The 18,022-nt window shown below is 68.6% G+C and carries 16 protein-coding genes; 8 read left to right on the top strand and 8 right to left on the bottom strand.

Annotated elements, in window-relative coordinates:
* Window positions 1–287 precede the first annotated feature (287 nt).
* On the top strand, window positions 288–707 hold the full coding sequence (locus tag KALB_RS27485; RefSeq protein WP_025358899.1) for a MarR family winged helix-turn-helix transcriptional regulator: 420 nt from the start codon (window positions 288–290) through the stop codon (window positions 705–707).
* 86 nt (window positions 708–793) lie between these two features.
* Here KALB_RS27485 and fumC read toward each other — a convergent pair whose 3' ends face one another.
* On the bottom strand, window positions 794–2,272 hold the full coding sequence (gene fumC, locus KALB_RS27480) for a class II fumarate hydratase (protein WP_025358898.1): 1,479 nt from the start codon (window positions 2,270–2,272) through the stop codon (window positions 794–796).
* Entirely contained in the window at window positions 2,272–3,939 is a 1,668-nt protein-coding gene (locus tag KALB_RS27475) for an NAD-dependent malic enzyme (protein WP_025358897.1), read from the bottom strand. The genes fumC and KALB_RS27475 overlap by 1 nt, the downstream gene beginning before the upstream one ends.
* A 1,067-nt stretch (window positions 3,940–5,006) precedes the next feature.
* Here KALB_RS27475 and KALB_RS27470 point away from each other — a divergent pair.
* On the top strand, window positions 5,007–5,789 hold the full coding sequence (locus tag KALB_RS27470; protein WP_148309686.1) for a hypothetical protein: 783 nt from the start codon (window positions 5,007–5,009) through the stop codon (window positions 5,787–5,789).
* 227 nt (window positions 5,790–6,016) lie between these two features.
* Here the strand turns inward: KALB_RS27470 and KALB_RS47795 are convergent, their stop codons facing one another.
* Both KALB_RS47795 and KALB_RS27460 read right to left on the bottom strand, forming a co-directional pair.
* Window positions 6,017–6,604, bottom strand: coding sequence for a hypothetical protein (locus tag KALB_RS47795; RefSeq protein ID WP_025358895.1), 588 nt, complete (start codon window positions 6,602–6,604; stop codon window positions 6,017–6,019).
* Window positions 6,605–6,694: 90 nt separating this feature from the next.
* Window positions 6,695–7,447 (bottom strand): SGNH/GDSL hydrolase family protein, encoded by a 753-nt coding sequence (locus tag KALB_RS27460; RefSeq protein WP_025358894.1) that lies wholly within the window; start codon window positions 7,445–7,447, stop codon window positions 6,695–6,697.
* 113 nt (window positions 7,448–7,560) lie between these two features.
* Here KALB_RS27460 and KALB_RS27455 point away from each other — a divergent pair, with 113 nt between their 5' ends.
* Genes KALB_RS27455 through KALB_RS27445 form a run of 3 tightly spaced genes read left to right on the top strand, consistent with a single transcriptional unit; the run spans window position 7,561 to window position 10,114 of the window.
* Complete coding sequence (locus tag KALB_RS27455; protein WP_025358893.1) at window positions 7,561–8,235, top strand: response regulator transcription factor; 675 nt, start codon at window positions 7,561–7,563, stop codon at window positions 8,233–8,235.
* Window positions 8,232–9,644, top strand: a complete 1,413-nt coding sequence (locus KALB_RS27450) for a sensor histidine kinase (protein ID WP_025358892.1) — start codon at window positions 8,232–8,234, stop codon at window positions 9,642–9,644. Before KALB_RS27455 ends, KALB_RS27450 begins: the two co-directional genes overlap by 4 nt.
* Window positions 9,641–10,114: a hypothetical protein gene (locus KALB_RS27445; protein ID WP_025358891.1), complete on the top strand. Its 474-nt coding sequence runs from the start codon at window positions 9,641–9,643 to the stop codon at window positions 10,112–10,114. The genes KALB_RS27450 and KALB_RS27445 overlap by 4 nt, the downstream gene beginning before the upstream one ends.
* A 57-nt stretch (window positions 10,115–10,171) precedes the next feature.
* On the opposite strand, the gene KALB_RS27440 is transcribed toward KALB_RS27445, so the two are convergent.
* From KALB_RS27440 to KALB_RS27430, 3 genes are all read right to left on the bottom strand, one after another.
* Window positions 10,172–11,713, bottom strand: a complete 1,542-nt coding sequence (locus tag KALB_RS27440; protein ID WP_025358890.1) for an alpha/beta fold hydrolase — start codon at window positions 11,711–11,713, stop codon at window positions 10,172–10,174.
* A 70-nt stretch (window positions 11,714–11,783) separates the two neighbouring features.
* Window positions 11,784–12,998, bottom strand: coding sequence for an acyltransferase family protein (locus tag KALB_RS27435; RefSeq protein ID WP_025358889.1), 1,215 nt, complete (start codon window positions 12,996–12,998; stop codon window positions 11,784–11,786).
* Between the two features lie 526 nt (window positions 12,999–13,524).
* The gene (locus KALB_RS27430; protein WP_025358888.1) at window positions 13,525–14,289 is read right to left on the bottom strand and encodes an IclR family transcriptional regulator; all 765 of its coding nucleotides are present in this window, start codon (window positions 14,287–14,289) and stop codon (window positions 13,525–13,527) included.
* Between the two features lie 163 nt (window positions 14,290–14,452).
* On the opposite strand from KALB_RS27430, the gene KALB_RS27425 reads away from it, so the two are divergent.
* Window positions 14,453–15,148 (top strand): CoA transferase subunit A, encoded by a 696-nt coding sequence (locus KALB_RS27425; protein ID WP_035966477.1) that lies wholly within the window; start codon window positions 14,453–14,455, stop codon window positions 15,146–15,148.
* A 2-nt stretch (window positions 15,149–15,150) separates the two neighbouring features.
* Window positions 15,151–15,786 (top strand): CoA transferase subunit B, encoded by a 636-nt coding sequence (locus KALB_RS27420; RefSeq protein ID WP_025358886.1) that lies wholly within the window; start codon window positions 15,151–15,153, stop codon window positions 15,784–15,786.
* Window positions 15,787–15,887: 101 nt separating this feature from the next.
* On the opposite strand, the gene KALB_RS27415 is transcribed toward KALB_RS27420, so the two are convergent.
* A complete protein-coding gene (locus tag KALB_RS27415; RefSeq protein ID WP_025358885.1) occupies window positions 15,888–16,637 on the bottom strand; it encodes an AraC family transcriptional regulator in 750 nt (249 codons plus the stop codon).
* A gap of 54 nt (window positions 16,638–16,691) precedes the next feature.
* Between KALB_RS27415 and KALB_RS27410 the strand changes: the two genes are divergently transcribed.
* Window positions 16,692–17,849, top strand: coding sequence for an MFS transporter (locus tag KALB_RS27410; protein ID WP_030107666.1), 1,158 nt, complete (start codon window positions 16,692–16,694; stop codon window positions 17,847–17,849).
* Window positions 17,850–18,022: the final 173 nt, after the last annotated feature.

Below are 18,022 nucleotides of genomic sequence, written 5' to 3'. Positions count from 1 at the left end.
TCCGTAACACACATCTCCCACGCGGACCGGCAGGAGTCAGATGACTGTCGCGACGCGAACAAGGGTGTGCCCACGCAATCACCCGCCCGGTGTGGCGTCAGCATGCCGTGGCGGTCCGGTTGTGCGACGGCTCCTGTTGGTCATCGTATCCGCGAGCATGGGCAGTCGCTGCGAGCGACGGGTGAGGATGATCATGACCACGGGGATGAGCGGGTCGTGGACCAAGGCATGTATCGAGTCTTGCATAGTTAATATTAACTTGTCAATATTCAGGGTATGGTCGGACTGTGGACGACGGACTCGCAGACTTGCTGCATCGTGTGGTGTTCCTGCTGGGAGAGGCGGCGCGGCGGCGCGGCAACGACCCCAGCGCCCTGAGTTATAGCCAGATGCGGCTGCTGGGGACACTGGAGGACATCCAGCCGGTGACCCAGCACCAACTGGCGCAGGCCCTGTCAGTGTCCGACCCCGCGATCAGCCGGGCACTGCGCCCACTGGAGGCAGCCGGGCTCGTGCAGGTCCGCCTCGATCCCGAGCACGGACGGCGACGGCTGGTCAGCATCACCGAGACCGGCCGTAAAGCTTTTCACGACAGCGGGAAGCCGCTCTACGAGGAGCTGCGCAATGGCCTGCTAGAAGCCGGCTTCCCGTACGAGCGGTATCTGCGCGACACCGTCCTGCTGGCCCAGCTTCTCAAGTCCTCTTGAAGCTGCGACTGCCGTTGCGGAGGTGGATCCAGTGCTGTGCGGGATCGTCCGCGCCGCTCCAGTCGTCGCCGTGTCGACGGGTGGGGTCAGCGGTAGGTAGTTGCCACCGGGGACCGACCAACCATTGCAGTGGGGTCGACGATGCGGTCGAAGTCCGCCGCGGTCACGTATCCGGTGGCCAGTGCGGCTTCGCGGAGCGTACGGCCTTCGTCGTGGGCCTTGTGCGCGATCGCGGAAGCCTTGTCATAGCCGATAACCGGGGACAACGCCGTGACCAGCATCAGAGACCGGTTGACATAGCCGTCGATCTGTTCGCGGTTGAGCTCTATACCCTCGACGCAGTACTCGCGCAGTTTCTCGCACGCGTCAGCCAGGATCGTGGCCGAGTGCAGGAAGTTGCTGATGATGACCGGTCGCATGGCGTTGAGTTCGAAGTTTCCCTGTGAGCCGGCGAACGCGATCGCGCCGTCCTCGGCCAGCACCTGGATGCAGACCATCACCATGGCCTCGCACTGGGTCGGGTTCACCTTGCCAGGCATGATCGACGAGCCCGGCTCGTTGGCGGGCAGGACCAGCTCGCCCAGACCACAACGGGGCCCAGATGCCAGCCATCGGATGTCGTTGGCGATCTTCATCAGTGGTACCGCCAACGCCCGCAGCCCGGCTGAGGCGCCGACCATCGCGTTCAGGCCGCCCTGCGCGGCGAACTTGTTCGCGGCAGCGCGGAACGGGAAGCCGGTGGCCTTGGCGATCTCGGCCGCCACCTCCTCGCCGAAACCAGGCGGAGTGTTCAGGCCGGTGCCGACCGCCGTGCCGCCGACGGCCAGCTCGTACAGGCGTTCCGAGGACGTGATGACCTGGTCCGTGGCCTGGGCCAGTTGGGTCGCGTAGCCGGACCATTCCTGCCCGACGGTCAGCGGAACCGCGTCCTCCAGGTGGGTCCGGCCGATCTTGACCACGTCCCGCCACTGCTGGGCCTTGGCCTCGATGGCCTGCGACAGCGCCCGCACGGTGGGCAGCAGGTGCCGGTGGACGGCCTGGACGGCGGCGATGTGCATGGCGGTGGGGAAGGTGTCGTTGGACGACTGGCCCATGTTGACGTGGTCGTTGGGGTGGATGGGGGTCTTGCTGCCCAGTCGGCCGCCGACCAGTTGGATGGCCCGGTTGCTGATCACTTCGTTGGTGTTCATGTTCGACTGGGTGCCAGACCCTGTCTGCCACACGTACAGCGGGAAGTGCTCGTCCAGCTTGCCGCTGATCACCTCCTCGCTGACCCGCTCGATCAGCGCGGCCTGCCAGGCGGGCAGCCGGCCGGCGCGGCCGTTGACGATCGCGGCGGCCTTCTTCACGTACCCGTAGGCGTGGTACACGGCCGTGGGCATCCGGTCGTCGCCGATCGAGAAGTGGATCAGGGACCGCTGCGTCTGCGCGCCCCAGTACCGGTCGGCGGGGACGTCGATGGCGCCCATCGAGTCGGTTTCCCGCCGCGTCCCGGTCTGCGCGAGACCGACCGGCAGGTCGAGGATCCGCGGAGCCTGCGGTGGTGCGTCCTTCGACCGGCTCATCACGCACCGTCCTCGGGATAGACCGGCTGCCACATGGCGTCCTGCACGGCCTGGACCGGGTCGGCCAACCGCCTGGCGGCGACGCCCTCGGCGGCAGCGGCCTGGGCGACGGCGACCGCGGTGATCGCCGTGGACGCGCGCAGGTTCTCCACCGGGGGCAACAGCGATGCGCCTGGCGTGCTGAGGTCCACCTGGCCGGCGACTGCCTCGGCCGCGGCGATCAGCATGCCGCCGGTGACGGTTCGGGCGCCAGCGAGGATGGTGCCCAGGCCGAGGCCGGGATACACCAGCGCGTTGTTGGCCTGCCCGATCTGGTAGGTCACGCCCGCGTACTCGACCGGCGGGATCGGCAGGCCGGTGGCCACCAGCGCCCTTCCACCGGACCAGGCCAGCACGTCGGCGGGCATGGCCTCGATCCGCGAGGTCGGGTTGGACAGCGGCAGGATGATGGGCCGGGGCACGGCCTCACTGACAGCCTGGACGACCTCCTGGGCGAACGCGCCGTGCGCGGTGGAGGTGCCGAGCAGGATCGTCGGCGCGACGCGGCGGACGGCGTCCAGCAGCGAGATCACCTCGCCGCTGGACCAGTCGGCGACCTCGCCCGGGTCGCGGGCATACGGTCGCTGGAATTCCCGCAGGTCGGTCATGTCGCTGGTGAGCAGTCCCTGCTTGTCCACCAACCACACCCGTGCGGTGGCCTGCTCGCGGGTCGCTCCGTCGCGGACCATGGCGTCGCGGATCTGGTCGGCGATGCCCACTCCCGCGGACCCGGCACCGAATACCAGCAGCTTCTGCTCCCGCATCGGGATCCCGGTGACCCTGACCGCGGACAGCACGGCGGCCAGGGTGATCGCGCCAGTGCCCTGGACATCGTCGTTGAAGATTCGGTAGTCCGCGCCGTAGGTTTCCAGGATCCGGCGTGCGTTGCCGGGGCCGAAGTCCTCGAAGTGCAGTAGCGCGTGGGGGAACAGGGTGGACGTGGTCTCCAGATACTGCCTGATGAAGGCGTCGTAGTCGGCACCGCGGACCCGCGCGTGTCGGTTGCCCAGGTACAACGGGTCGTTGAGCAGGCCCTCGTTGTCTGTGCCGACGTCCAGGCAGACCGCGATCACCCGGCGGGGGTCGATGCCGGCCGCGGCGGTGTAGATCGCCAGCTTGCCGACCGCGATCTGGATGCCGCCCACACCCCAGTCACCGATGCCGAGGATCTCCTCCGCATCGCTGCACACGATCAGGTCCACGTCCTCGGGCCCCAACCGCAGCGTGCCGAACGCCTTCGCGATGTCCTGCGGTGCGTCGATCGACAGGAAGATGCCGCGCGGCCTGCGATACTCATGTGAGTACCGCTCAATCGCGTCCCCGATGGTCGGGTCATACACGATGGGGAGCAACTCGGCCAGGTGGTCGGTGAGAACCCGGTAGTACAGCGTCTCGTTGCGGTCGTGCAGCTGCTCCAGGTAGACGTTCTTGGCCAGATCGCCACCCTGCTCCTGGAGCTGCTGGTAGACACGCTGCGCCTGCTGCTCCAGCGTCAGTACCGCGGTGGGCAGGCGCCCGGTCAGCCCCAGGGCCTCGCGCTCGGCCTGGTTGAAGGCCACCCCGTGGTTGGTCATCGGATCGTTCAGGACAGCCGGAATCGCCGGCGTCGGTGTGTTGGTGGCACGCATGTCGTCCTCCTGTCATGGTTTCGCTGTCTGTGCGCTTGCGGTCTGACGTGCGGCGGTGCGGGCAACCGCGGCCGGGGACCTGACGATGGTCATCGGCTTCACCTTCGGTCAGCTACGCGTCAGGAGTCGTCCCATCGGTCGGGCCCGTGAGTACCCGATTTGGAAGCGCCAACGCACTCCTCATGCCCGCCCGCACCGGCGGCATGAACACCCGCCACGAAGCAGCCAGCAGGCGGCCTCGACTCGGAACGCGAGGACAGAAACCCAGGTGGCGCGGCGGCGCCATCGACCAGCTCGTGCTCGCAGCACGCTTCGGACGGGATGCGATGACGGTCGACGCAAGCGGGCGACCGTGAGCGTTATGGACGCGGCGGAGGCGCACTGCGGTCCCGGCTTACCGCGCGGCCAAGCGCGACAAACACCGATAATCACGTTGTCAGGAAAGGTATCCGGACGAGTCTCGCTCGCCGGCCTGGTCTGCGTGCACGCCGGGCGGCGCAGCCGGTTGAGCTACCGCACCCGGATTCACCGCAGCCGCAAGGGAGAGCGGCGCAGCTTCGCCAAGACCGACTACGCCGTCAACCCGCCCAGACCGTCCACGGTGGTCACTGACAAGCGGCGCGCGGCCCCAGCCTCCATACCTGCCCGGCCGCGACACCGACACGATGACGTCGCGCGTGATCACAACGTCAGCCGGGTAGCCGCGCGACGATCAGCTCGAAGCCGTGCGCGAACACGTATGCATGCTGCGCACTGATGGTTGGAACTGGCATGGATCAATCATCTGAAAGCAGTTTTTCCTTGACGGGTGCGGCGCGCGACACCTAGCGTCTTGCGGTGTCATCACGTGGAGCACGTTGATCCGCTCGCGGGTGTCCGGCCCGCCCAGACGGGAGGAGGATCGACCAAACGCGGCCGCAAGCCGCGGTGTCGGCGCTGCCAGGTTGGTTACGGACTCCCCTGTGGTCCCATGTCGCGGTTGTCGACGGTTGGGGCCGAGTCGGGTGATCCGCCTGGTCCTGGCGCCACCCAACCCTGCGTTTCACCTCATGAATGGTGGATGAGTCATGTCTATTTCACGACGGTCGCAACGGCTGGCGACCGGCCTCGGCGTGACCCTGTTAGCCGGTGCCGCGTTCCTCGGAACCAGCGGCACCGCGTCGGCACAAGTGTACGGCGGGAACGTGTCCGTGGGCTGGTCGATCGCCAACGCCCCCGCCGCCGGGCTGACCAACATCACGTTCCCCATCACGGTCAACCCCGATACCGTTCACGACAACGGCACCTACTTCGCCATGCAGTTCGACTTCGCCGACGTCGAACAGGGCGGCTACACCGGCCTGCAGCCCCGGCCGAACCTCAACGGTCGGGAACGACTGCGCGGAGTCTTCTCCAGCTTCCAAGGCGGCACCACCACTACCGACCCGAACTGCTCCCCGGGTGCCGACGGCGGTCCCGGCGTGAGTTGCGGCTACGAGTTCGACGCCGTCTACGGCCACACCTACGCGATCACCGTCAAGCGCCGCTCGGGCACCACGTGGACCGGCGACGCGGTCGATACCGTGACCGGGAAGGCCACTCATATCGGTAGCTGGACACTCCCCTCGGGAAGCGGCAGCCTCAAGCCGAGCCAGGGAGGCTTCGTCGAGTACTACAGCAGCCCGCCGACCTGCTCGCAACTGCAGTGGATCAACGTGGTCTTCGGCGGACCGACCTCCACCGACGCGGGCGGCGTGAGCGGCTCCGCACGAGCGCAGTACGAGTACGGGAACTGCAAGGGGCAGGGCAACTACAAGTCCGTCCAGGTGGGCAGCGGCACGAACATCACCAGGGGCTGGATACGGGAGTAGTGGCCACCTGCACCGACCCGGCCAACCAGCGCTGGGCCGTCGTCTGACCGGTGGTCGTTGAAGTGCCGGGCGTACTTTGTCAGACAGCGGCGGCGTGCCGCTCGTTGTGGATCAGCATCTGGTCAGTGCACTCCGCCCGGACGCTGCGCGCGAACCGCTCGGCGTAGCAGTTCGCGCGAGGCGTCCGCGGCGGAGCCCTGCTGCTCTGTGACGGTGGGAGGCGACGCTCAGACGCGTTTGCGCGTGAGCTGGTAGGGGTTCTCCCACCGATCGAGGTAGAACTGGTTGTTGGCGTCGACGTACGGCGTATTCCGTGGTGAGCCTCGAAGATAGGCGACGGCGATATTGGTGAGTTCGATCCTGCCGCCGCCACGGTGGGTCATGCCTTTCGGCTCCTCGCAGTCGGCCAACCACTCTGCCTGTTCCTCGCCGATCGTGGCGGTGTAGGTTTCCACCCGGCCGGATGCCCGCTCATGGGCAGCCGGGACGTCCCCATACGAAGCGCGGTCGAGTATCTCCGAGATGGCCTGCTCGATCGACTCCGCCTCAATTCCCTCCGACCCGTCGTACGGGGCGTCGACTCGGCCGCGCCAGTAGCCGGCCTGCAGCGTGGCGCGTCGAGCGTGGTCCCGCCAGGCGAGAGTTCCTGGGATGAGTGGATCTTCTACCTGCTCGACCCAGCCGATGAGAAACCCGGAGGGACTGCCGTCGGCCACACGGATCTCCACGACCGTGGGCGTACCGCGCTGCCGTAGGAACAGGTTTCGCTGCTTCAGGTCGTCCTTGGTGCTCTGGTCCAGGTGGTTGATGTCCACAAGCGCGACCCTAGCCCCCGGCGACAGCCCACTCAGGACGTCGCCGGGCGACAGGCCGGTATTTTCGGCCCAATCACAAGCTCCCGCTTGTCAGCAGCCCTTGAAGTGGTTGTCCGAGGACCAGCCGGTATTGGCCCAGGACTGCGCTGCTGCGGGGGTGAAGCCGGGGAACAGCTTCGCCAACTCGGCGAGCAGCCAGTTGGTGAAGCGAGCGGCGCCCTGCGGGCAGGTGTGGATGCCGTCGGTGCTTCGGTCGGCCTTGCCGTCCTTGACCTGCTGATAGGCGCTGCCCCACACCGCACTGGCGTCGAGCACGCTGGCTTTACCCGAGGAACCCGCCGCGACTGCTCGGGCGACCTCGGGGGTGCGGTCCAGGTCGGCCATGTGCGGCTTGTAGAACTCGTCGGGCGTAATCGGGGGTGCGGTGACGAAGACCAGTTTCGCGCCGGCTCCGGTCACCGTGGTCAGCAGCTTGTCGTAGGCGGCTCGCTGTTCCTGCTGGCTGCCCCAGTCGTAGGTGGTGAGCTGGTAGACGACCACGGTGGGTTTGGCGGAGGTGATCTGCTCGGGCAGCGTCTTCCAGTTCTCCTCCGAGAACGGTCCGACGACGTTCCCGCCGCCGTCGGCGGCGATCGACTGGAACCCGGCGCCACTGGCCTTGAACGCGGCGGCCAGGGGCAGCGCCTCGCCCGCCGCCACGGAGTCGCCGAGGAAAAGCACCTTGGACAGTCCCGAGCTGGCCGCCCCCGCGGGCGCGTCGGTCGCGGCGGGTTGGCCGGAACAGGCGGCGGTCAGCAGGAGCAGCCCGGCCAGGCCAAGGACGAGGTTTCGTGTCGTGGTCATGGCTTCAACGGTGCCGCCGCCGTGTCCCGGCGCCTCCGCCGTCGTGTCGCGGTTGTGTCGCAGGAACCCCCCCGCGACCACTGAGCCCGCCCGGCATTGTCCATACTGGACGCATGGTGGCGATTCTGCTCATCGAGGACGACCCCCTGGTCCGGCGCGGACTCCAGCTCGCGCTGTCCAGGCACGGCCACGAGGTCCGTACCGCGGACACCGGCGAGGGCGGACTGCGTGAGTTCCACTCGGCCACACCAGACCTGGTGGTGCTCGACCTGATGCTGCCGGGCATCGACGGATTCGAGGTGTGCCGCCGCATCCGGGCAGCCAGCGAGGTGCCCGTGATCATGCTGACCGCGCGGGGCGACGACTTCGACGTCGTCGGCGGCCTGGCAGCAGGCGCGGACGACTACGTCATCAAGCCGGCACAGCCCACCGTGCTCGACGCGCGGATCCGAGCGGTGCTGCGCCGCAGTACGAGCACCCCGGACGGCGTGCGAACGCACCGCGACCTGCACATCGACACCACGGCGCTGACGGTGTCCTTGCACGGCAAACCGGTGCAACTGACGCCAACCGAGCTGCGGCTGCTGCTGACCCTGTCCCGGGCTCCCGGCCGGGTGTTCAGCCGGCAGCAACTGCTGGAGGAGGTGTGGGAGCACGACTACCTCGGTGACTCCCGGCTGGTCGACAACTGCGTGCAACGGCTGCGGGCGAAGATCGAAGCCAATCCGGCGACCCCGGAGTACGTGCAGACCGTGCGCGGGTTCGGCTACCGGTTCGGACCGGTATGAGCAGGCGGCTGTGGCCGCGGGGGCTGCGCGCCCGGCTGTTGGTCGCCTTCGTACTGGTGACCGTGCTCGGTGCCGTCGCGGCGGCCTGGTCGAGCGCCGGATCGGCGAGCACCGCGCTGGTCACCTCGACTCAGCAGCGGCTCACCGAGACCATCGTCGGCCAGATCGGCGCGATCACCCCGCAGCTGACCTATCCGCCGGACCAAGGCGCGCTCGACCTGCTGCGCGCGGCCGTCGGCACGGACACGCTGGTGACCTACCAGAACCTACGGTCCGTGGACGGCGCTGACCTCGGCTTGGTCACCGATGCGCTGCGCACCGCCGTGCACACCCAGAACCAGCTCGTCACACAGCGGATCACCGTGAACGGCAGGCCGTGGCTGCTGGTCGGCACGCCCATCACGATCACCGCACCGGACGGCACGCGCACCCCGTCCGGCATCGAGGTGTACACCGTGCGCGACCTCACCGATGTCGAGCAGCAGATCGACGGCCTTGCCGGGTCCGCGGTCAGCACCGCCGCGCTGGCGGTACCGCTGGCGGTGCTACTGGCGCTGCTGGCCGCCGGCAGCGTGCTGCGCCCGGTGCGCGAGCTCCGCGACACCGCGCGCCGGTTGGCCGCCGGCGACCTCGACGCGCGGACACCACCCCAGGGCGCCGACGAGTTGGCCGAACTGACCGTCACCCTCAACGAGATGGCCGAGTCGGTGCAGACGTCAATGGTGGCGATGCAGCGGATGCAGGCCGACGCCAGAAGGTTCGCCGCCGACGTCTCCCACGAGCTGCGCACACCGCTGAGCACGCTCACGGCGGTGGTGGAGGTCCTGGCGACCACGGCCGACGGGATGGAGGCGGACGCCAGGGAGTCCGCGCAGATGGCGATCATCGAAACCCACCGGCTCGTCCGGCTCGTCGAGGACCTGATGGAGGTCTCCCGCCTGGACGCCGGTACCGCCTCCCTGCGGGTGGAGGAGGTCGACGTGGTCGGCGTCGTGCGGGACGGCCTGCGTGCCCGTGGCTGGCTGGACCTGGTCGAACTGGTGGCACCGGAGGAGATCCTGCTGCGGTTGGATCGGCGCAGGCTGGACGTCATCGTGGCCAACCTGGTCGGCAACGCGCTGCGGCATGGGGAACCGCCGGTGCGCTTGGACATCTCGGCGTCCCGCGAGCAGGTGTGGATCGAGGTCACCGACAGCGGACCGGGCCTGCCCGAGCACGTTTTGCCGCACGTGTTCGACCGCTTCTACAAGGCCGACTCCGCACGTACCCGCACCCCGGGCAGCGGTCTCGGGCTGGCGATCGCGCTGGAGAACGCCCGCCTGCACGGCGGCGACCTCACCGCGGGCAACTCCAGCGGCGGCGGTGCCCGGTTCGTGCTGCGCCTGCCGCGAGACCTGGAGGACGTGTGAAGCGGATCTGGCTGGCGGTAGTGGTTCTGCTGCTCGCGGGCTGCGGAGTCCAGCCCTCCTGGGTGACCGCCGGGGGAGAGGCCCCGACAGGCGTGGCGCCCGGAGTGACGTTGTACTTCGTCGACGCGCACGAGCAACTCCGGCCGCAGCTGCGGCCAACTGGTCACCTGGGCGCGATCTCCGAGGCGGCGGCCCTGCTGTTGACCGGGCCCGGTAACTCGGACCTGCACACGGAGATCGCGTCCCAAGCGGTGACCCAGGTCGTGGTGACCACCACGCCCGGCGTGATCCAACTGTTGGTGCCATTGACGATCCACGACATGAGCCCGCTGGGCATCGACCAAATCGTGTGTACCGCGCTGGGGGTCCATGTGCAGGGCGGCGGGGCGAGGAACATGAAGGTGCAGGTCCGCTTCACCCAACCCACCCCGGAGTCGGACAAGCAGCGGACCTGCCCCCTGATCAGGTGATCAGCCCAGCACGGCACTGTACTGGTGAACGGCGCCCCTGCCGCACCGCTCGATACCTCACTTTCCGTTTCCTGCCGAGCTGTCCGGCGGGAGGTCGGGCCGTGGCTGGCCGGCACAGGTCAGCCCTGGCGCTGGCAGCACGCCGTCGATCAGGTAACTGCTCACGGCATTGTCCACGCACGGGTTGCCGCGCCTGGCGTACTGGCCGTGGTTGCCGTCGTCGGCCACGGTGATCAACCGGTCGCCGAGCCGCTCGGCCATCGCGGCCCCGCCGGCGTAGGGAGTCTGCACATCAGCCTGTGCCTGGACCACCACCCCGACCGGGTAGTTCGTCCGCTCGATGTGGGTCGCCTTCTCCGGTAGGGCGAACGACCGGAAAGTGCAGGGCGCTGGCATGGCGGTCGTCGCGCCCCAACCGTAGGGGTATCGCTGGCTGAAAAGGGCGGTGTCACGCCGGTAGACGTCCAGATCGGACGGCCAGTCGGTCTCGCACTGGATCGTCTGGTTCACCGGTATGTAGCCGAACACCGTCGAGGTCCCCGGTGCTGACCCCGTCGGCGGCGCGGGCGGGGTGAACACGCCGGTGTCCCTGGTCTTGCGGACCAGTTCGGCCAGCCCCGGCCAGTCCGAGCGCAGTGTGGACTGGAAGCCCATCGTCTGGTCGAAGAGTGTCTGCTGGCCGAAGCCGTTGCTCTCCGGTGTGCTCGGCAGCCGCGTGGAGGTCGTCTCGACCGTGGCGAGCACGTCGGCCTTGGTCCTGCCCAATCCGTACCGGCTGTTGCGCTCGCCGACCCACTCCGCCCATGACTCGACGTTCTGCTGGTTGGCGAGGGCGCTGGCCATGCCCACCTGCCGCCAGTTCGGATCCGGTGGCAGCGAGGAGTCGAGCACGCTGCGGTCGAGGTGGTTGGCGAACATGCTGCCGTACACCGCGCCGAGGTAGGTTCCGTACGAGTAGCCAACGTAGTTGATCGTCCTTTCGCCCAGGGCGCCTCGGATGAGGTCCATGTCCCTGGCGGTGTTGCGGGTGTTGATGGACGGACGAACCTCGCCGCTGGCACGTTGACAGCCCTCCTCGGCCGCCTTCGCCCACGCGACATCGGCGTCGAAGTCGGCCGCCGTCGGCCGTGAGACGATCGGTCGCGAGATCGACGGTTGCTCGCAGGAGAGCTGCGTGGATCGACCGACGCCTCGGGGGTCGAAGCCGATCAGGTCGTAGTACTTGCTCAGCGGCGTGCTGGCGAACCGCTGCTTGGGCCACGACAGCACCTTGCCCGCCGCGTCCGTGTCCATGAGCCCCGAGCCGCCAGGGCCGCCGGGGTTGGACAGCAGCACCCCACGGCGGTGCACCGGATCGGACGCCCGCTGCCGACTGATCGCGATCGTGATCCGCCTGTCCTCGGGACGGGTGTAGTCCAGCGGGGCGCTGATTGACGCGCAGTCGACCGTCGCGTCGAAGTCACAGGGCGCCCATGTCGGCTGTTGGTCGTAGAACAGGCGCAGATCCGCAGACGGTTCCGCTGCGGCCGCCGGCGCGGCAAGGGCGCCGGACGAGGCGAGCAGCAGCGCCGTCACCGCGCCGATGCTGGTACGGGACATTCCTTCTCCTCAATTGTTTGTCGTGCAGACTGAGCTGGCCAAGCAGCGGACCTGCCCTCTGCTCGGGTGATCAGCCCAACTTGGTGATGTCGATGGCAGTCGGGGCCGGGGTAGGCAGCGCCAGCCACAGCACCGCGAGCCCGACCATCACCGCTGCGGAGGCCAGCACCCCACTTCGCCCCCTGGCCCACGTGGCACGGAACCGGATCGGGTCTTCGACCAGGTACTTCGACAGCGTGGCCAGGCCGATCGACACGGCGAACACCGCCACCGTCCGGGGCCACCCGTCCAGTCCGGTCTGCTGCGGGGAGAGCAGCACGAACACCGGCCAGTGCCACAGGTACAGGCTGTAGGAGATCAGCCCCAGCCACCGCAATGGCTGCCAGGTAAGGAGTTTGGCGACCAACACGTGCGGCGCCTGCACACACAGTCCGATCAACAGTGCCGCGGCCAGCGAGTGCGCGAAGAGCCCGCCGGTGAACAGCCACCACGAATTCACACCGTCGACGAACAACCATGCCGTGCCGATGCCGACCGCCAACAACGCCACCACCGCGCCCGCCCATCGGCTGACCGCACGGGCCAGCACGGCACGCACCGTCCGGGTAGCGACCAGGGCGCCGAGCAACAACGAGAACGCCCGGGTGTCGGTGCCGGTGTAGACCCGAGTCGGGTCCGCCGAGCTGACGAGCATGATCATCAACACCAGTGAGGCAGCCGAGGCCAGGGACGCCGCCACCATGACCCGGCGATCCACCTGCCGACCACACCGGGCGATGATCAGCAAGAGCACCGGCCACACCAGGTAGAACTGTTCCTCGACCGCGATGCTCCACAGGTGCTCGAACACCCGGGCTGGCCCGAACCGGTCCCAGTAGCTGGCCGACTCCGCGAGCAGGTGCCAGTTGACCAGGTTCAGCTGCACCCACGGGCCGTCCGCGAGCGTCGTCCGCACCATGTCCGGCGCCCCCACCGCCCACACCAGCACGGTGACACCGACGAGCATGGTCGCCAGCGCGGGCAACAGCCGGCGGATCCGCCTACCCCAGAACGCGATCAGCGACACCGCGCCGGTCACCTCGATCTCCCGCAGCAGCAGATCGGTGATGAGGTAACCGGACAGGGCAAAGAACAGGTCCACCCCGAGGAAACCACCCGACAGGTGGCCGGTGTGGAACAGCAACACCCCGAGGATCGCGACACCTCGCAACCCGTCCAACGCGGGCAGATGTGGCTTGCGCCCACTGGTGGACCGAGCGGCCTGGGTTGGCTGAGCTTGCCTCATGACGCCGACTGTGCGGTGCCCGTGTCGAGGTTCCGTCCACGCCACGTCGCAGTCCTGTCGCAGCCGCGCACCCCCGTCCATCCCTCGGCCTTCGCCTACACACCCTCGGCCCTCACATCAGGGCAGCGCCGGTGTGCCCCCGTGGCAGCGCCGTGTGCGCCCCAGGTGAGCGGTCCGCAGCAGTCTCGGCATGTGGCCGAGAACCAGCTTCGGAAGGGGATTTCCCATGCATGCGAGCGGGAGCCAGAGCCGCACTCCCCCTGGCGAGTTGCCCCCGAGATCGTGGCGATCTCGGCGGCCATGGGCAAGGCATGGATCGCTTTCGCCCACGGGCAGGATCCCGGCTGGGGCGAGTACGACAACGCCGGGACGACCTGGGTGATCAGCACCGAACCAGCCGCACAGCCCTACCCGGAGCGCACATCCGCGACCCTGTGGGCCGACCACGAATTCGCGCCCCTGCCGCTGCGGACATGCCGGCCGGTACGTTCTGGTCCGCATACACCGCGGCGCCTTTCCGTCAGGGTCAGGAGCTACCCTGGAGCGCGCGGGTCAGGCCGTGGGCTTCTTGCAGCAGCAGGGCGCCCAGCTCCGTGCGGCGGTCGTCGCGGAACCGTGACTCCACACCGGTCAGGGTCAGTGCCCAGGCAGGGGAGCCCGAGCGGTCGAAGACCGCCGCCGCCATGCCCCAGCTTCCCTCGACGACAAGGCCGGGATTGACGGCGTAGCCGAGTTCTCGGGTGCGGGCGATGCGTTCCCGGACGGCGCCCGGTGCATGAGCAGGGCCCCAGCGCGCGGTGAGGTCCGTGCGCTGCAAGTAGCTGGTCACCTCACGGTCCGGCAGCATCGCCAGCACGACCAGCCCCGCCGAGACCACACCGAGCGGGAAACGCGCGCCTTTGTGGAGCACGAACGACCGGATGGGGAAGTCGCCGTCCTCACGCAGCAGGCACACCGTCTCGTCACCCCGACGGGCGGAGAAGAAGGCGCTCTCCCCGGTTGCCGCGGCCAGCCTTTGCACGCTGGAGCGGGCCTGCGGGGTGACGTCGTAGCGCCGTGCGGCGACCTCGCCCAGCAGGTAGAGCTCCGGACCGAGGAACCATGCGCCGCTGTGTCGGTCACGGTCGACGTAGCCCTCCTCGGCCAGGGCTGTGAGCAGCCGGTGCGCCGTCGGGCGGGCGAGCGAGGTCGCACGGGCGAGGCTCGACGTGGAGGCACCGGACTCCGGCGAGCGCGACAACGCTCGCAGCAGGGCGGCGATGCGTCCGGAGACGTTGTCTGGGGCAGACACCTGCGACCCCTGTCCACTCAGTGAACGACTGCTGGCTGGTCGTTCGTCGTCCGAGAGCTTCGAGGCCAGCGAAGCCATTGTGCTTGACCAGCCTAGCTCTGCACTCGTTGACTTCGCGGTGTTCGACCAACGGACGTCCTCGGAAGGAGTACCTGTGGTCAGGATGTTCGGCAGCGCTGCCGAGGCGCTGGGCGACCTGCTCGCGGACGGCATGATCGTCGCTGTTGGCGGATTCGGGTTGAGCGGCAATCCGAGCGATCTCATCGAGGCCGTTCGCGATTCCGGAGTGCGGGACCTGACGATCGTGTCCAACAACATGGGGGTCGACGGCAAGGGATTGGGCCTGCTGCTGGGCAACGGCCAGGTGCGCCGAGTAGTGGCGTCGTACGTGGGGGAGAACAAGCTGTTCGCCCAGCAGTACCTCGACGGGGTGCTGGAGGTGGAGTTCGTGCCTCAGGGCACGCTCGCCGAGCGGATGCGCGCCGGTGGCGCCGGCATTCCCGCCTTCTACACCCGCACCGGTGTCGGCACACCGGTCGCCGTGGGCAAGCCGCACGCCGAGTTCGACGGCACGACGTACGTACAGGAGCGCGGTATCGTCGCCGACCTCGCGCTGGTACATGCCCACACGGCCGACCAGGCAGGCAATTTGACCTATCGGTACGCCGCCCGCAACTTCAACCCGCTCGTCGCGACGTGCGGGCGGATCAGTGTGGTGGAGGCGGAGATTGTGGTCGACGGCTACCTCCCGCCCGACCACGTCGCCACGCCCGGCGTCTACGTCGATCGGGTCGTCGCCGCGCGACCCCGGGTCAAGGAGATCGAGCAGCACACCGTGCGACCGAAGCTGGAGGTCTGACCATGGCTTGGACACGGGAGGAGATGGCCGCCGTCGCGGCTCGTGAGCTACGCGATGGCGATTACGTGAACCTGGGGATTGGCATCCCCACGCTGGTTGCCAACCACATGCCCGCCGGCGTCCGGGTCACGCTGCAGAGCGAGAACGGGATCCTGGGACTGGGACCTTTTCCGTTCGACGGTGACGAGGACGCCGACCTGATCAACGCGGGCAAGCAGACCGTCACCGTGGTGCCCGGTGCCAGCTTCTTCGACTCGGCCGCGTCCTTCGCCATGATTCGCGGTGGCCACATCGACGTCGCCGTGCTCGGTGCCCTCCAGGTCGCCGCCAACGGTGACCTGGCGAACTGGATGGTTCCCGGTGCTCTGGTCAAGGGCATGGGTGGCGCGATGGATCTGGTGTCCGGCACCAGACGGATCGTGGTGGTCACCGACCACGTGGCCAAGGACGGCAGTCCCAAGATCGTGGAACGCTGCACCCTGCCGCTGACCGGCGCCGGTGTGGTGGACAGGATTGTCACCGACCTCGCCGTGCTGGACGTCACCCCGGCGGGACTGCGACTCGTCGACCGCGCGCCCGGTGTCCCGGTGAGCGAGATCCAGCGAAAGACCGGTGCGCCAATCGGGATGTGCTGTTGATTCCTTGTGGAATTGGTGGTCGTCGCACTGCCACAGGTCCGCCACGCCAACGCCCCGGCGTACCGCCGGCCCCAGCTCATAAGGCCAGCACCATGGCCTGGCTAGGGGATCGCGGCCGACCGGTACGCGCCGGGGGTCTGCCCCATGGTGCGGGAGAACGTGTCGACGAACGCACTGGTCGTGGCCCATCCGCAGCGGTGCGCGGTCTCGGTGACGGTCGCGCCCTCGGCGAGCTGGACCATCGCGTGGAACATGCGCACGCTGGTCCGCCACTGGGGATAGGTCGTGCCGAACTCGGTGCGGAAGAGCCTGGTCAGGGTCCGTTCGCTTGCGGCGACCTGCCGGGCGAGCCAGGGCAGGGACCGGGGTCGGCGCAGGTCGTCCACGACGAGTTGGCAGGCCCTGGCCAGCCTGGGGTCCTGCGCGGCAGGCAGCGACAGGGGTTGTACGGCCGCGTGGTGCAGACGCTCCTTGAGTACTGCTCGGATTCTTCGTCGCTCGCCCGCGCTGAGGGCGGGATCGGTGCACGCGACCAGCAGTTCGCGCAGCAGTCCGTCGACGGCGAGCACGGCGGGGGCGGGGTCGGCCTGCGGCAGTTCCCGTACCGGGAAGCCGACCGTGTGCACCTCGCTCTGCCCGTAGAAGCGGTGCTCGTGCCAGGTCCCGGCGGGGATCCAGGCGGCGCGGTGGGGTGAGGCGACCCAGTCGCCCTGCTCGGTCTTGATCGCCAGTACCCCAGCGCTCACGTAGACGAGCTGGTGATCGTCGTGCCGGTGCCGGGGGATGACGTCACCGGCTGGGTGCGACTCGGTCTGGGTCGGCGCGATCGGCTGGTGGCGGATTTGCGACACAAGGAGTCAGATTATCGGAAGCGCACCCTGTTCGCGGGGCGCCATCGTGTGGGCATGACACAGGTACGGGAGTCGCCCTGGCGGCGCATGAGGATCTGGGCCAGCGCGCACGCGGTCGACGACTTCTTCCAGGGACTGGTTCCCGCAGCAGTGCCCTACTTCGTCCTCGAACGGCACATCAGCTACGCCGATGCCTCCGGACTGGTCCTCGCCGCGACCGTTGGCAGCGCCCTGCCGCAGTTCGGCATCGGGCTGCTGGTGGACCGGCACCACCTGCCCTGGATCGCGCCGCTCGGTGTGGCCCTCGCCGGGATCGGTGCGGGACTGGCCGGTCTGCTCCCGTCCTACCCGCTGATCTTCCTCGCGCTGGTGCTCTCCGGGCTCGGCGTCGCCCTGTTCCACCCGCCCGCCGGTCGGGCCGCCCGCACCGCCTCGGCAGGCAGCGCCTCCGCCATGAGCTGGTTCGCCGCCGGTGGCAGCATCGGAGCCTTCCTCGCTCCGGCCCTGGTGACCCCAGCGCTCGACGGACTCGGTCTCGGCGCGACCGCGCTGTTCATCCCGCCCGCTGTCCTCATGGGGTTCGTCCTGTTCCGCCACCAACGGCGTTGCCTCGCCCCACCGACGGCCGCCCCGACGCGGGCCGGTGCCGACCGCATGGGCCTGTTCGCGGTCCTGACCTGCGTGGAGGTCATCCGCTCCACCGTGTCGGTCGGTGTGACCACCTTCGTGTCCCTGTACTGGATGAGCCACCTCGGAGCCTCCAGCGCCCTGGGCGGCCTCGCGCTCACCCTTGACCTCGCCGGGGGCGTGCTCGGGACGCTGCTCGGCGGTCGGATCGGCGACCGGGTGGGACTCGTCCGCGCCGTCCAACTCGGCAACGTGCTGCTTCTGCCCGCCCTGATCGCACTGTTGCTCTGCGACAACCGCTTCCTCGCGCTCCCACTGGTACTGCTCGTGGGGGTCATGACCGGGCTGCCGTTCGCGGTCCTGGTGAAACTCGGCCAGGACTACCTGCCGACCCGCCCCGCCACCGCGGCCGGAGTCACGTTCGGCCTGGCCGTCAGCGCGGGCGGCCTGTTCATGCCCCCGCTCGGCCTCATCGCCGACCAGTACGGCCCACGCGGAGCACTCGTCGTACTCGCCTTCTTGCCCGTCTTCGCCATCGCTGCCTCGGCGGCGCTCCGCGAAACCAGGACTGGAGTGACCAGATGACTGTCCAGCCGTCGAACCGCGAATTGCTCACCGACGCCGAGGAACTGCCAGCGGAGACGGTGGCGTTGCGACCTCAACTGCACGCACACCCTGAGGTGGGGCTCACTCTGCCCAAGACTCAGCGGTCAGCGCTCGATGCCCTGGCTGACAGGGGAATGCGGCTGACCTCGGGC

Origin of the sequence: Kutzneria viridogrisea DSM 43870 (assembly GCF_000525635.1) — a bacterium.
GTDB lineage: Bacteria > Actinomycetota > Actinomycetes > Mycobacteriales > Pseudonocardiaceae > Kutzneria > Kutzneria viridogrisea.
The sequence above is the reverse complement of the archived record's forward strand: the minus strand, read 5'-3'. Positions and strand labels throughout refer to the sequence as shown.